Annotated in this window: 16 protein-coding genes; 7 read left to right on the top strand and 9 right to left on the bottom strand. The window is 64.3% G+C overall.

The genetic code is table 11. The annotated features are described in order from the left end of the window. The 8 genes from ACREC7_RS12665 to ccrA form a co-directional block, all read right to left on the bottom strand. Positions 1 to 515, bottom strand: a 515-nt coding sequence (locus ACREC7_RS12665) for an electron transfer flavoprotein subunit beta/FixA family protein (protein ID WP_431556049.1), incomplete at its 3' end; no start/stop codon positions are given. 137 nt (positions 516 to 652) lie between these two features. Continuing rightward, entirely contained in the window at positions 653 to 1,360 is a 708-nt protein-coding gene (locus tag ACREC7_RS12660) for a rhomboid family intramembrane serine protease (protein ID WP_431556048.1), read from the bottom strand. A 22-nt stretch (positions 1,361 to 1,382) separates the two neighbouring features. Then, positions 1,383 to 1,958 carry a cob(I)yrinic acid a,c-diamide adenosyltransferase gene (locus ACREC7_RS12655; RefSeq protein WP_431556047.1) on the bottom strand — a complete coding sequence of 192 codons (576 nt, stop codon included), beginning with the start codon at positions 1,956 to 1,958 and terminating at the stop codon, positions 1,383 to 1,385. Positions 1,959 to 2,063: 105 nt separating this feature from the next. Next, positions 2,064 to 2,258 carry a twin transmembrane helix small protein gene (locus ACREC7_RS12650; protein WP_431556046.1) on the bottom strand — a complete coding sequence of 65 codons (195 nt, stop codon included), beginning with the start codon at positions 2,256 to 2,258 and terminating at the stop codon, positions 2,064 to 2,066. Positions 2,259 to 2,335: 77 nt separating this feature from the next. Beyond that, complete coding sequence (locus tag ACREC7_RS12645; RefSeq protein WP_431556045.1) at positions 2,336 to 3,163, bottom strand: SDR family oxidoreductase; 828 nt, start codon at positions 3,161 to 3,163, stop codon at positions 2,336 to 2,338. Between the two features lie 20 nt (positions 3,164 to 3,183). Further along, entirely contained in the window at positions 3,184 to 3,705 is a 522-nt protein-coding gene (locus tag ACREC7_RS12640; RefSeq protein ID WP_431556044.1) for an SRPBCC family protein, read from the bottom strand. Positions 3,706 to 3,812: 107 nt separating this feature from the next. Then, entirely contained in the window at positions 3,813 to 5,498 is a 1,686-nt protein-coding gene (locus ACREC7_RS12635; protein WP_431556043.1) for an acyl-CoA dehydrogenase family protein, read from the bottom strand. A gap of 179 nt (positions 5,499 to 5,677) precedes the next feature. Then, the gene (gene ccrA / locus ACREC7_RS12630; RefSeq protein WP_431556042.1) at positions 5,678 to 6,979 is read right to left on the bottom strand and encodes a crotonyl-CoA carboxylase/reductase; all 1,302 of its coding nucleotides are present in this window, start codon (positions 6,977 to 6,979) and stop codon (positions 5,678 to 5,680) included. Between the two features lie 637 nt (positions 6,980 to 7,616). On the opposite strand from ccrA, the gene ACREC7_RS12625 reads away from it, so the two are divergent. The 3 genes from ACREC7_RS12625 to ACREC7_RS12615 all read left to right on the top strand — a co-directional run bounded on the left by ACREC7_RS12625 (position 7,617) and on the right by ACREC7_RS12615 (position 10,284). Then, the gene (locus tag ACREC7_RS12625; protein WP_431556041.1) at positions 7,617 to 9,644 is read left to right on the top strand and encodes a methylmalonyl-CoA mutase family protein; all 2,028 of its coding nucleotides are present in this window, start codon (positions 7,617 to 7,619) and stop codon (positions 9,642 to 9,644) included. Beyond that, positions 9,641 to 9,997, top strand: a complete 357-nt coding sequence (locus ACREC7_RS12620; RefSeq protein ID WP_431556040.1) for a PAAR domain-containing protein — start codon at positions 9,641 to 9,643, stop codon at positions 9,995 to 9,997. The genes ACREC7_RS12625 and ACREC7_RS12620 overlap by 4 nt, the downstream gene beginning before the upstream one ends. 110 nt (positions 9,998 to 10,107) lie before the next feature. Beyond that, entirely contained in the window at positions 10,108 to 10,284 is a 177-nt protein-coding gene (locus tag ACREC7_RS12615; RefSeq protein ID WP_431556039.1) for a hypothetical protein, read from the top strand. 10 nt (positions 10,285 to 10,294) lie between these two features. On the opposite strand, the gene ACREC7_RS12610 is transcribed toward ACREC7_RS12615, so the two are convergent. Continuing rightward, positions 10,295 to 11,554 carry a response regulator gene (locus ACREC7_RS12610; protein ID WP_431556038.1) on the bottom strand — a complete coding sequence of 420 codons (1,260 nt, stop codon included), beginning with the start codon at positions 11,552 to 11,554 and terminating at the stop codon, positions 10,295 to 10,297. A 117-nt stretch (positions 11,555 to 11,671) separates the two neighbouring features. Between ACREC7_RS12610 and ACREC7_RS12605 the strand changes: the two genes are divergently transcribed. The 4 genes from ACREC7_RS12605 to ACREC7_RS12590 all read left to right on the top strand — a co-directional run bounded on the left by ACREC7_RS12605 (position 11,672) and on the right by ACREC7_RS12590 (position 13,855). Then, positions 11,672 to 12,331: a DNA-3-methyladenine glycosylase family protein gene (locus tag ACREC7_RS12605; RefSeq protein ID WP_431556037.1), complete on the top strand. Its 660-nt coding sequence runs from the start codon at positions 11,672 to 11,674 to the stop codon at positions 12,329 to 12,331. Positions 12,332 to 12,365: 34 nt separating this feature from the next. Continuing rightward, positions 12,366 to 12,581 (top strand): (2Fe-2S)-binding protein, encoded by a 216-nt coding sequence (locus tag ACREC7_RS12600; RefSeq protein WP_431556036.1) that lies wholly within the window; start codon positions 12,366 to 12,368, stop codon positions 12,579 to 12,581. 79 nt (positions 12,582 to 12,660) lie between these two features. Beyond that, positions 12,661 to 13,164 (top strand): bacterioferritin, encoded by a 504-nt coding sequence (bfr, locus tag ACREC7_RS12595; protein WP_431556035.1) that lies wholly within the window; start codon positions 12,661 to 12,663, stop codon positions 13,162 to 13,164. A 19-nt stretch (positions 13,165 to 13,183) separates the two neighbouring features. Then, positions 13,184 to 13,855, top strand: a complete 672-nt coding sequence (locus ACREC7_RS12590; protein WP_431556034.1) for an alpha/beta hydrolase — start codon at positions 13,184 to 13,186, stop codon at positions 13,853 to 13,855. Positions 13,856 to 14,025: the final 170 nt, after the last annotated feature.

The following is a 14,025-nucleotide window of genomic DNA, read 5'->3' as shown; positions in this document are numbered from 1 at the left end:
GGCGGGCGCGAAAGAAGCAGGGTCTCGAGCCCGCCGTCCACCTCGCGCACCACTCTCACCTTGCCGTTGTTGAATTCGATCTTCGAGGCGAAGGTCCCCTGTGGCCAGCCGAGCAGCCCCGCCAGCATCTGTCCTGACTGATTGGCGTCGTCGTCGATCGCCTGCTTGCCCATGATGACGAGGTCGGCCTTCTCGTTCTCGACCACGCGCTTCAGCACCTTGGCGACGCCGAGCGGCTCGACCAGAGCGTCGGTCTTCACCAGAATGGCGCGGTCGGCGCCCATGGCGAGAGCGGTACGAAGCGTATCTTGCGATTTGACCGAGCCAATCGACACGGCGACGACTTCGGTCGCCTCCCCGCGTTCCTTGATGCGAACCGCCTCCTCGACGGCGATCTCGTCGAAGGGGTTCATCGACATCTTGACGTTGGCAAGGTCGACCCCGGTGCCGTCGGACTTGACGCGGACCTTGACGTTGAAGTCGACGACACGCTTCACAGGAACGAGAATCTTCATGCGGCTATTCTTTCCCGCACGTGCTTTTGTTTCCCCCCGAACGCACACGAAGCACGTTATCTCGCAAGTGCGAGATGGCCGGACGGTACTGCCGGCAACCGCGCAAGTCAATGGTTTCTAGGCTTTTCGAGCGGCTTTCAGGCCCCTCCCCTGGTCTGGTCGAACAGCGGTACACCGCGCCGCCGCATGAACAGAATCAGCACCGCGCCGGCGGCGAGCCCGCCGATATGCGCCCCCCAGGCGACGCTCTCCTCGGCATCGATGAGGAGGTTGGCGAATTGCGTGAGAATCCAGAAGCCGAGCGCCCAATAAGCAGTGATCTTGATCGGAATGCGCCACAGCGCGAGCACCCAGACCTTCACCTTCGGATGCAGGATCAGATAGGCGGAGATGATGCCGGCCACCGCGCCGCTGGCGCCGATCAGCGGCAGCTCGGAGGAAGGCATGAACCAGGAATGCACCACGGCGGCGAAGATCCCGCACATCAGATAGAACATGATGAAGCGGAGGTGGCCCATGGCGTCTTCGACATTGTCGCCGAACACCCAGAGAAACAGCATGTTGCCGAGAAGATGGATCCAGCTGCCATGCAGGAACATGTAGGTGACGAGGGTGAAGCGGTCGGGCACCAGGAAGGGTGACAGGATGGTTTCGTCGCCAAGGCCGTGCCCCATGAGCTCGGCCGGGATGGCGGCGAAGGCGGCGAGATTCTCCTCGTCGAGCGGAATGAACCAGCCGGTCTGAAAGATCAGGTAGATGGCGATGTTGAGGACGATCAGCGAGACCGTCACATACTGATAGTCGATGCTCTTTAGCGGATTGGTGTCATGGAGGGGGACGAACACGGTGTCACGCGGGAGGGCTTTGCTACCGGTTCTGGCCAGGGACCCACAGCACGTCGGACTTGCCCATGTCGTTGGCATGGCGGGCCGCGACGAACAGAAAATCCGAAAGCCGGTTGATGTAACGGAGCGCGCTTCCTCCCACCGGCTCGTTCGGCCGCGCGGCGAGCGCCACCATGAGCCGCTCGGCGCGGCGCGAGATCGTGCGCGCAAGGTGCAGGAAGCTTGCCGCTTGCGTGCCGCCCGGAAGCACGAAGGAGCGCAGAGGCTGGAGCTCGCGGTTGAGCGTATCGATCTCGCTTTCGAGCCGCTCAACTTGCGCGTCGCTCACCGACAGGCGGCCGCGCGCGTCCTTGCTTTCGTCGGGGTAGCAGAGCTCGGCGCCGAGATCGAACAGATCGTTCTGGATGCGTCCGAGCATGGCGTCGAGTGCTGGGTCCGATCGCGTGTGCAGCCTGGCAAGCCCGATCGCGGCATTGGTCTCATCGAGCGTGCCGTAGCATTCGACGCGGAGGTCGTATTTCGCGACCCTGCGCCCTGAGCCGAGTGCGGTCGTCCCGTCGTCGCCGGTGCGCGTGTAGATCTTGCTGAGAACGACCATTGCCCACCGCCGCGCTCGCGCGGATCAACCTCTAGAAGAGTAACGGCTAGCCTAACTGGCCCCAAAGGCGGGTCAAGCCTTCGTGAACGGAAACAATCACCGGGCTCAATACTTGCCTGAGAAGTAGATGGCCGCCATGACGAGGCAAAGGGCGATGAATTGCAGCACCACGCGCCACCGCATCAAGGTCTGGCTGAGATTGGGGCTGCCGCCACGCAGCATGTTCCATAGCCCGAGCAACAGCACGGTGAAGACGGCCGCAAGGGCGAACGGAATGATATAGGCCGTCAAGGCATGCATGGCTGACCCCTGGACTGGCGGCTTTTCATGGGTTGTAACGCTTTGGCGGGACAAGCGTTCGGCGCCGCAGGCGAATTCTAGTTCCGCCTGGCCACTTCGTCGAGGGCACGCGCGGTGAGGATCCTGCGTAACAGAGCCACGGCGTAGCTGGGAAGGGTGACGTAGTAGCGAAATTTGGGTCGCGGGCTTTCCAAGGCATGCACCAGCTTGGCGGCGACGGCCTCGGGCCCGAGCTTGAAGGTCTGGCTGCCGCCCTCCTCCATGCGGGCAATGCGCGCCTTGTAGATGTCGCGGTGGTGCGAGGATTCGAGATCGACGTTGCGGCGGTAGGCCTCGAGCGCATGCTCGACGAAGCGGGTGGCGATCGGACCAGGCTCGATCAGCGCCACATGGATGCCGGTGCCGGAAAGCTCCATGCGCAGCGTGTCGGCGAGAGCCTCGACGGCAAATTTCGAGGCTGAGTAGGCGCCGCGATAGGGCGCCGCGATGAGCCCGAGCACCGAGGAGCAGAACACGATGCGTCCCTGCCCTCGCGCCCGCATGGCCGGGATGAACCGGCAGGTGAGATCGTGCCAGCCGAACACATTGGCTTCGAACTGAGCGCGAAGTACTTGCGGCCTGATATCCTCGAGCGCGCCGGGCTGGCCGTACCCGCCGTTGTTGAACAGCGCAGTGAGCCGCCCATCGGTCGCGGCAAGCACGTGGTCGGCCGCCGCCGCGATCGACCGAGGCTCGGCATAATCGAGATAGAGGCTCTCGACTTCCACCTCGTCTTTCAGCCGCGCGATGTCCTCGGGCTTCCGCGCCGTGGCGAAGACGCGCCAGCCGCGCGCCTTCATCTTACGCGCTGATGCGAGCCCGATGCCCGACGAGCAGCCGGTGATGAGGATCGACCGCTCGCTCATTGCGACCGGCCGCTCAACGGCTAGTTCTTGTCCTCGTCGCCAGCATTGCCGCCCTCAGGTGGCTGAGCCTTGTGCTTGATGCTCTTCAGGCCGGCGAAGAAAATGTCGCCGATCGTCTTCGCAGCCTCCTCGTCGCTCTTGCCGTTGGCATCGAAGGTCGCTTCCCAGACGATCGTGCTGTGATCGGAGGAGCGGTCATCGGGCTCGACCGAAAGCTTCGCCTTGTAGTTCTTGACCGGCAACGGACTCTCGATGATCTCGTAGCTGTAGCTCGTATCGTCGGACTCGAGCAGCTTCTCCTTGATCTTGCCGCCGTCCTTCAGGGTGAGGGTGCGGAAGGTCGCGTCGCCCTCCTTGGTCTCCTGGCAATCGGCAACCACCGGGTGCCAGTCTTTGATCGAGCAAAAGTCCGAGACGATCGCCCAGACCTTTGGCGGCACGCCGGGCGCGGTGATCTTCTTTTTGACGTCGAGCGCGTAGGCGGAGCTCGTTCCCATGACGAGCGCCGCGAGCGTAACGAAGGCGAGTGTCGTCCTATGCATGCGTTTCCTCTCCTTGCAAAACTTATGGCGTCTTGTTGCAACGCGTCGACCATAGCATGGCAGTATCGCCGGATGCGTGGAGCAAAGCGACACAATCTGATGCGGGATTAGCCCTCGAGCAGCCGCCGGGCGATGACGTGCGCCTGGATCTCGGCGGCGCCTTCGAAGATCGACAGGATACGCGCGTCGCACAACACGCGGCTCACCGGATATTCGAGCGCAAAACCGTTGCCGCCATGGATTTGCAGCGCATTGTCGGCGGCGGCCCAGGCGGCGCGGGCGGCGAGCAGCTTGGCCATGCCGGCTTCGAGGTCGCAGCGGCGGCCAGCATCCTTCTCGCGCGCGGCGAAATAGGTGAGCTGGCGCGCCATCAGGATCTCTGCAGCCATCATCACGAGCTTGTCGGCGACGCGCGGGAAGGCAACGATCGGCTTGCCGAACTGGATGCGCTCGGTGCCGTATCTCAAGCCCAGATCGAGAGCGGTTTGCGCCACGCCGATGGCGCGTGCCGCGGTCTGGATGCGCGCCGCCTCGAAGGTCTGCATCAACTGCTTAAAGCCCTGGCCCTCGACGCCGCCAAGCAGATTCTCTGCGGGCACAGCGAAGCCGTCGAAGGAAATGTCGAACTCCTTCATGCCGCGATAGCCGAGCACCTCGATCTCGCCGCCGGTCATGCCTTCGGCCGGGAAGGGATTGTCGTCGGTGCCGCGCGGCTTCGGTGCCAAGAACATGGAGAGCCCGCGATAGCCCTTCTCGGATGGATTGGTGCGGGCGAGCACGGTCATCAGATCGGCGCGGGCGGCATGCGTGATCCAGGTCTTTTGCCCGGTGATGCGCCAGACATCGCCGTCTTTCACCGCGCGGGTGGCGAGCGAGGCGAGGTCGGAGCCGGTATTGGGCTCGGTGAACACCGCCGTGGGCAGAATCTCGCCGCTTGCGATCCTCGGCAGCCATTCCTGCTTCTGCGCGTCGGTGCCGCCGTTCAGGATCAGCTCCTCGGCGATCTCAGACCGTGTGCCAATCGAGCCGACGCCGATATAGCCGCGGGAGAGCTCCTCGGAGACCACGCACATGGCCTCCTTGCCGAGGCCGAGCCCGCCATACTCCTCGGGCAAGGTCAGGGCGAACACGCCGAGCTCGGCCATCTGGCCGATCAGCTCCATCGGCACATACTCGTCCTTCAAGTGCCACTCTTGCGCATGCGGCACGACCTCGGCCTCGGAGAAGCGGTGCATCTCCTCGCGCATGGCGGTGACCGTCTCGTCGAGGCCGGTATCGCCATACGACACGGCGCCTTGCGCGCCGCGGATCAGCTCAATGGCGCGGGCGCGGGTGGCGGATGTAGTGCCGGCGATGAGGTCCCTGACATTGGCGTTAAGAAACGCCGTCTGGTCCTTCTCGGACACGCCAAGCTCATGCGTCCGCGCGATCTCGCCTTGGCTCATCGGCACGCCGCCGGCGAGCTGCGCGGCATATTCGGCAGCGCCGATCTGCGCGAGCAGCGCTTCCATCTCGCCGAAGCGGCCCTCGCCGGACATGCGGCTCGCGTAGCTCGCGACCTGGCTCATCGCCTCGGCATAGGTGGCGATCCAGGCAAGCCCATGGGCAGCATGCTGCTCGCGCTCGAGCGCATCGCCGTCGATCTTGCCGCTTTGGCTGACTTTGCCGGCAACCGCGTCGCGGCAGCGGTCGCGCAAGCCGTTGGCCGCCTCCGCCGCCGAGTCTAGAAGTGGAATGAGATCGGGAAGGCGGCTCGACGGGCTGTCGGCCTTGGCTTCGCTAGCGACGGACACCGGCAGAGTTCCTTGAGAACATCAATGGCGTTGCACCCGCGAGGAAAAAACCGCGCGGGCGCGCCAAAGTCAAACCTGAAATCGGAACCTCGAGGTCATTCCGGCGAAAGCCGGAATCCAGCGGCGCGAAGCGCGAATGAAAACTGGACCCCGGCTTTCGCCGGGGTGACGCATAAGCCCTAGCCGCCATGCATCTGCTTGCTCGCTTCGATCACGTCTTCGAAGGTGCGGAGGCCGGTGCAGGGTGCCGAGACCAGCACCGCCATGTTTCCCGGGCGATGCTGATTGTTCATCATCCGCATATGCGCCTTGGGGATCTGCTCCCAGGGGAACACTTCGCTCATGCAGGGATCGATGCGGCGCTCGACCACGAGCTTGTTCGCCTGGCTCGCCTGAAGCAGATGGGCGAAGTGCGAGCCCTGCACGCGCTTCTGGTGCATCCACACATAGCGCGCGTCCATGGTGAGGTTGTAGCCGGTGGTGCCGGCGCAGAACACCACCATGCCGCCGCGCTTCACCACGAAGCACGACACCGGGAAGGTGGCTTCGCCAGGATGCTCGAACACACAGTCGACGTTCACGCCCTTGCCGGTGGTCTCCCAGATCGCCTTGCCGAAATTGCGGACCTCTTTCACCCAAACGTCATATTCCGGGGTGCCGACCGTCGGCATCTGCCCCCAGCATTTGAAGTTGTTGCGGTTGATCACGCCCTTGGCGCCGAGCGACATTACGAAGTCGCGCTTCTCGTCGTCTGATACGACGCCGATGGCGTTGGCGCCGGTGGTGGCGATCAACTGCACCGCCATCGAACCGAGACCGCCGGAGGCGCCCCACACCAGCACGTTATGCCCAGGCTTCAGCGTGTGCGGCCGGTGGCCGAACAGCATGCGGTAGGAGGTGGCGAGCGTCAGCGTGTAGCAGGCTGCCTCTTCCCAGGTGAGATGCTTCGGCCGCTCGAGCAGCTGGCGATCCTGCACGCGGGCGAACTGGGCGAAGGAGCCGTCCGGCGTCTCGTAGCCCCAGATGCGCTGCGAGGTGGAGAACATCGGGTCGCCGCCGTTACACTCCTCGTCGTCGCCGTCGTCCTGGTTACAGTGGATGACGACCTCGTCACCGACCTTCCAGCGCTTCACCTTGGAGCCGACTGCCCACACGATGCCGGACGCATCGGAGCCGGCGATGTGATAGGGACTTTTGTGCACGTCGAGCGGTGACATCGGCTTGCCGAGCGAGGCCCACACGCCGTTGTAATTCACGCCGGCGGCCATGACGAGCACGAGCACCTCATGCGAATCGAGCGGCCAGGTCGGCAGCACCTCGATCTGCATGGCCTCATCGGGCGGGCCGTGCCGCTCCTTGCGGATAGCCCAGGCATACATGCTTGCCGGCACGTGTCCGAGCGGCGGGATTTCGCCGATCTGGTATAGGTCCTTCAACCCGCCCTGATCGGGCGCCACCGCTGCCAATGACATCTCGTTCATCCGTAGGTTCCCCGCTCACTCGGGCTTTTTGCACTGCGACAATTGTCAACGATCCATCTCGCGACTGCAACATTTTTGCGTCGTCGCCGATATAACTCTGAATTGCCGGAATTGATGCGTGAAAAAGCCTTTAGGCCACCCCCCGATAGCCATAATGCCCATCGCAGGCAGAGCCTTAGCAAAAACCAAGCGGCCTGCCCAGCCCCCGTTTGCGGGCCTTTTTCGCCGTAAAGCCCGGCGTCTCGAGCGGCCCTCAGCGCCAGTTTGTCCCGGAGCCCCCGCACCTTGGCGGCGTTGCCGATGAGCGCGAAAGAAGCGCGCGAACGAGAGTGCGGCAATCCGGCGATGCACAGATTATTTTTGCCGGCCGTGGGGACCGACGTCCGTCGGCCACGTGTCCGACCCGCACGCAAGTCCGTAGGGTGGGCAACGGCATTCGCGCTCAAGCAGCGAAGCGACAGCACGACTGAAGATGCCGTTGCCCACGCGGAACGGGCTGTGGTGGGCAGGCTTCTTTGCCCACCCTGCTGTGGTGGATTGCCGGAATGACCGTCGTGGAGCATCGGGCACGAATATTGCTCCGAAGCGCTTGGCGTGCTTCGATACAATCAAGCGAATTCGAGCGATCGGCGAGCCCATGAGCGGAAAGACTAAGCGCGACAAACCCTGGATGTTCCGCACCTATGCGGGGCATTCGACGGCGAAGGCCTCGAACGAGCTCTACCGGAAGAACCTCGCCAAGGGCCAGACCGGGCTTTCGATCGCCTTCGACCTGCCGACTCAGACCGGGTACGACTCGGACGACCCGCTCGCCCGCGGCGAGGTCGGCAAGGTCGGCGTGCCGGTCTCTCATCTCGGCGACATGCGCTCTTTGCTCGACGGCATCCCGCTCGCCGAGATGAACACCTCGATGACCATCAACGCCACGGCAGCGTGGCTCTTGTCGCTCTACGTGGCGCTCGCCGACGAGCAGGGCGTCGACCGCGGCAAGCTCACCGGCACGGTGCAGAACGACATCATCAAGGAGTACCTTTCGCGCGGCACCTACGTTTTTCCGCCCAAGCCCTCTCTGCGGCTGATCAAGGACGTGATCGTCTACGCCGCGCGCGAGATCCCCAAATGGAACCCGACCAATGTCTGCTCCTACCATTTGCAGGAGGCTGGAGCGACCCCGACCCAGGAGCTTGCCTTTGCCCTTGCCACCGCCGAGGCCGTTCTCGACGAGGTGAGAAACTCTGGCGAGGTGCCGGCGGAAGAGTTCCCGCAGGTGCTCTCCCGCATCTCATTCTTCGTCAATGCCGGGGTCCGCTTGATCACCGAGGTGTGCAAGATGCGCGCCTTTGTCGAGCTGTGGGACGAGATCACGAAAGAGCGCTATGGCGTCACCGATCCGGCGCTGCGCCGCTTCCGCTACGGCGTGCAGGTGAATTCGCTCGGCCTCACCGAGCAGCAGCCAGAGAATAACGTCTATCGCATCCTGCTCTCCATGCTCGCCGTCACGCTGTCGAAGAAGGCGCGCGCAAGAGCCGTGCAGCTCCCTGCCTGGAACGAGGCGCTCGGCCTGCCGACGCCCTGGGACCAGCAATGGTCGCTCCGGCTTCAGCAGATCGTGGCCTACGAGACCGACCTGCTCGAGTTCGGCGACATCTTCGACGGCTCCGATGAGATCGAACGCAAAGTCGAGGAATTGAAGCAGGACGCTCGCGCCGAGCTTGCCCGCATTCAGGAGATGGGCGGGGCGGTGGCCGCCATCGACTATATGAAGGAGACTTTGATCGCGGCGAATGCCGCCAGGGTCGAGGCCATCGAGAAGGGCGAGCAGGTTCTGGTCGGCGTCAACGCCTATACCGAGACCGAGCCTTCGCCGCTCGCGGCTGCCGCCGACGGCATCATCACCGTGCCTGAGTCGGTCGAGATCGAGCAGGTTGCGGCGCTGCAGGCCTGGCGGCAGCGGCGCGACGACAAGGCGGTGCGCCAGGCCCTCGTCGATCTGAAATCGGCGGCAGCCGAAGGGCGCAACATCATGGAGCCGTCGATCGCCGCGGCACGCGCCGGCGTCACCACCGGCGAATGGGGCGGGGTGTTGCGCGAAGTGTTCGGCGAATATCGTGCGCCGACCGGCATCGGCGCCAAGCGCCACACCGACATGGCGCGGCTCGAACAGGTGCGCCATCTGGTCGACGAGGTGTCGGGCAAGCTCGGCCGCAGGCTCACCTTCGTGGTCGGCAAGCCTGGGCTCGACGGACATTCCAACGGCGCCGAGCAGATCTCGGTGCGCGCCACCGACGTCGGCATGGACGTGGTCTATGACGGGATCAGGCTGACGCCTGCCCAGATCGTCCAGCAGGCGAAGGAGGCTCGCGCCCATGTGCTCGGCCTCTCCATCCTGTCAGGCTCGCATGTGGCGCTGGTGCGCGACGTCGCCCAGCGCATGCGCGAGGCAGGAATGGGCGACGTTCCCATCGTGGTCGGCGGTATCATCCCGGCCGACGACGTGAACGTGCTGAAGCAATGTGGCGCATCCGCCGTCTACACACCGAAGGACTTCCAGCTCAACGACATCATGACCGGCATCGTGAAGCTGGTCGACGCCAAGGCGGCTGAGCTTGCCGAGGCGTCGATCCCCGTGCCGCCGCTCCGAGCCCGCGAGCGGGTCCGCCTGTGAGCCGCTTCGTGACTTGGCTGAAGGCGCTTGCTGTCGTGCTCCTTGCACTTGCTCCACTTGCCGCGGTGGCTGAAGACAGGGCCAACCCCTGCGGCGCGGGGGCCGTCACCTCGGGCGGCGGCGACGTCGTGGTGGAAGGCAAGCAAGCAGCGCGGGCGGGCGACACCGCCGGCTGCCCCGGCAGCACCATCGTGCAAGGCTCGCCCGACGTGTTCATCAACGGCAAGCCTGCGGCGGTAGAAGGAGATCGGACCGGCTGCGGCGGGTCGATCGTCTCTGGCGCCTCCGGCGTGTTCATCAACGGAAAGCCCATGGCGCGGGTTGGCGATGCCGCTGGCTGCCCGGGGAAATAGCTGGCTGCCCCCAAGCACGCCTCCGTAGCCCTCACCCCTCGTTGCGGCTAGAATGGCAGAATCGCCTGCCGGCATCGCCAAGCCGGAGGCATTGTCATTTGGGGGGTATCATGAACTTCAGCTTGAGCGCACCGCGCAGGGAGACGTTCCTCGTCTCCGCCATCATCGCCATTCTCGTGGTCATCGGCATGATCGTGCCGCTGCCGTTCTTCACGAGCTACGCCCTTGGGCTGCTCCTGATCGCCTATCTGGTCCTCGCCGCGGGCGTGCTGATCGACGGTCTCTAGAGGCCAGCCGTCAGCGGATCGCCACCAGCTTCTCGTGCACGACGATGCCGGCCTCCTCGCCGTCATCGTCTGAGAGATAGGGCGCAAGCGCGCCGAACAGTTCCCGGCCGCGGATCGGCTTCGATACATAGCCGTCCATGCCCGCGGCGAGATAGTCCTCGCGGTCGCCCTTCATCGCATGCGCCGTGAGCGCCACGATCGGCACCTCGGCCGCCTCGCCTCCCATGTTGCGGATGTGCTTGGTGGTCTCCACCCCGTCGAGCTCAGGCATCATGATGTCCATGAGCACGAGATCGTAGTCCTTGGCCGCGAGTTGCTTGAGCGCCTGGGCGCCGTTATCGACCACGTCGTAGGTGAGCCCGAACTCCTCGAGATAGGCGCCGATCAGCATCCGGTTCACGGCATTGTCTTCCACCACGAGAACATGGCCGGCAAGCCGGCCGGTGGCTTGCGTCTCCTTGGACGGGGCGCTCTCGGCCCGCTCGGCGGGAATCGTGAACCAGAACAGGCTGCCTTGGCCTGGCGCGCTCTCGCAGCCGATCTCGCCCTCCATCAGCTCGATCAGCCGCTTGGCGATGGAGAGACCGAGCCCGGTGCCCCCATATTGGCTCGCACTGTGCGCCGCCTGGGCATAGGGCTGAAACAGCCGCTGCTTCTGGAACTCGCCGAAGCCGATGCCTGTGTCGGTCACGTCGAAGCGCAGCTTGAGCCTGCCGGCTGCTTCCCCGGCATTGGCATGCAGACGCACCGAACCGGCGGCGGTGAACTTCACCGCATTGTCGATGAGGTTGGTGAGCACCTGGCGAACGCGGCTCGCATCGCCGAGGACGAAGCGCGGGCAGCTCGGGCCCACATTGACGAGGCCTTCGATGCCTTTCTCCCGCGTCCGCGCCTGCAATTCGCTGCCCACGCTTTTGACCAGCTCATGCAGATCGAACACCGCGCGGTCGAGCTCGAAGCGGCCGGCTTCGAGCTTGGAGAAATCGAGGATGTCGTTGAGCACGACGAGCAGGCTCTTCGCCGACTGCTGCAAGGTCTCGGCGTAGTGCCGCTGGGTTGGATCGAGCGGACCGTTGAGCAGAAGCTCTGACATGGAGATCACCGCGCCCATCGGGGTGCGGAGCTCGTGGCTGACCACGGCAAGGAGATCGGACTTGGCCCGGTCGGCGCCTTCGGCCCGCTCGCGCAAGCGCCGTTCGGCGTCGACAGTCTCGACAAGGCCTTCGATCTGGGCAAAGAGATCGTCAGGCCTGAAATCTTCCGGTTGCATGGCCCCGGTCCCCCGTTTTCCGTTCGTTCAGGCAACCATTCCAGAAACCACTTAAGAGTCGGCTAAATTGCCCGAACTAAGTCTAGCGTTGTGCGTCGAAGCGCCCACAAGAAGAAGATGAGACGGATCGGAAGCGATGCCGATATCAAGGAGGGCGTCGCGGCGCTCGTCAGCGCCTGCCCGCATCTAGCGCGGATTCACGCGCTCGCCGGCGATCCGCCCTTACGCAAACGGCCGAAGGGCTTCGAGGGTCTGGCCCGGGTCATTGTCGGGCAGCAGCTTTCCATCGCGAGCGCCGGCGCCATTTGGGACCGGGTGGAAGCAAGAGTGAAGCCTTTCGATGCCACGACCCTGCTTGCCGTCCCTGACCGGGACCTCAGGAAAGCGGGGCTATCGCGCGGCAAGATCGCGACGCTGCGCGAATTGGCAAAGGCAATCGATCGTGGCGCGCTCAAGCTCGCCGCACTCGATCGCGCGCCTGAAGAGGTGATCCACGCCGAGCTCACCGCGCTCAAGGGCATCGGTCCCTGGACGGCCGACATCTACATCATGTTCTCGCTCGCCCGCGCCGACGCCTGGTCTCCCGGCGATCTTGCCCTGCAACACGCGGTCAAGGATGCGCTTCTGCTTGCCGAGCGGCCGTCCCTTGAGCAGATGAACGAGGTTGCCGAGGCCTGGCGTCCCTGGCGTGGCGTCGCCGCGCGGTTGCTGTGGTCCTACTATGCCCTGCGCCGGAAGCCGGCGGCTTCTCCCTTAGCCGGCGGGGACCGGATGTGAGCCGAGTTGCAAGATGATTGTCTGTTCCTGTTCCATGATCACCTCCAAGGACGTGGCCGAAGCGGTGACGGCGCTACGCACCGCCGACCCGCTGGTGGTGCTGACGCCCGGCCTCATCTATCGTCATCTCGGCAAGCGGCCTTCCTGCGGCAGCTGCCTGCCGCTCATCTCCAAGCTGATGGTCGTCTATGACGAGGAGGGGCTGAGCCCGTCAGGCCCAGAGGAGCGGCTCGGGGTGGAGGAACCCTGACGCACTCCTTTTTAGAATCGCTCTAGACTAGCAGGCGGCGACGGGTCATGATCGGGACAAAGGTCGAGAGGAGAGAAGAATGAAGGGAAATCCGCGCGTCATCGAATATCTCAACAAAGCGCTGACGCATGAGCTCACCGCCGTCAATCAGTACTGGCTGCATTACCGCCTGCTCGACGATTGGGGCTTCACCCGTCTCGCCAAGAAGGAGCGCGAGGAATCGATCGAGGAGATGCAGCACGCTGACAAGCTGGTCGTGCGCATCATTTTCCTCGAAGGGTTCCCCAACATGCAGCACATTGGCCCCTTGATGATCGGCCAGAACATCAAGGAGGTGCTGGAATGCGACCTCAAGGCCGAGTACAGCGCCCGGGCTCTCTACATGGAGGCCCGCGCCTGCTGCCGCAAAGAGGAGGACTATGTGACCATGGACCTCTTCGAGGAGCTGCTGGCCGACGAGGAAGGCCACATCAACTATCTCGAGACCCAGCTCAACCTGCTGAAAGACATCGGCATCGAGAATTACGGCCAGCTCAACGCCCATTCCGCCGACGAGCTGCCGAAGGAGGACGTCGGTCCTTGATCGGCTTCGCCGCTTCTAAATGACCTCTCCGAAACTCGACGGACCGCGCTTGCCGCCGGCTGCTGGCGGCCCAGCGAAGCAGCTCGTGGTCTTCCTGCATGGCTACGGCGCCGACGGCAACGACCTGATCGGCTTGGGACGCGAATGGGGGCGCGTGTTGCCTCATGCCGCCTTCGTTTCGCCGCACGCGCCGCAACCCTGCGGCATGGCGTCCATGGGCCGGCAGTGGTTCAACTTGACCTTCCGCGATCCAGCCGAGATGACCCGCGGCGTGGCGCAGGCCGGCCCCGTTGTTGATGCCTTTCTCAGCGCCGAGCTTGAGCGCCTGCGGCTTCCCTCGAGCGCGCTCGGCCTTGTCGGATTCAGCCAGGGGACCATGGTCGCGCTCGCCGTCGGCCTGACGCGCAATCCGTCGCCGGCGGCGATCGTCGGCTACTCAGGCGCGCTCGCCAATGCCGAGGCTCTTGCCGGGCGCTCTGGCTCGGGCCCCGCGATCCTGCTCGTGCATGGCGACATGGACGAAGTGATCCCGGTCGACGCCATGCTGATTGCTCGCGAGCAGCTCGCTCAGGCCGGACTTCCTGTGGAGTGGCACATGGCGCAAGGCATCGGGCACGGCATCGACGCGACCGGGCTGAAGCTCGGCGGCGCCTTTCTCCGCCAAGCCTTCGCCGCCGCCGGCGCGATCTAGCGCCAAACCTCCTCTTGACGGGGAGGTCGGCGCGCGAAAGCGCGCCGGGTGGGGTGCCGGGTGTATCATTCCTTTATGGCCAATGAGATCGCTCGCCGACTTCGCAATACTGCAACCCTCCAGGAGAGGAAGCTAAAGGCGTGCTCGAATTGATCCTGCATGAGCTGACC

Origin of the sequence: Methyloceanibacter sp. (assembly GCF_050728395.1) — a bacterium.
Classification (GTDB): domain Bacteria; phylum Pseudomonadota; class Alphaproteobacteria; order Rhizobiales; family Methyloligellaceae; genus Methyloceanibacter.
This window is presented reverse-complemented; position numbering and strand designations above follow the sequence as displayed.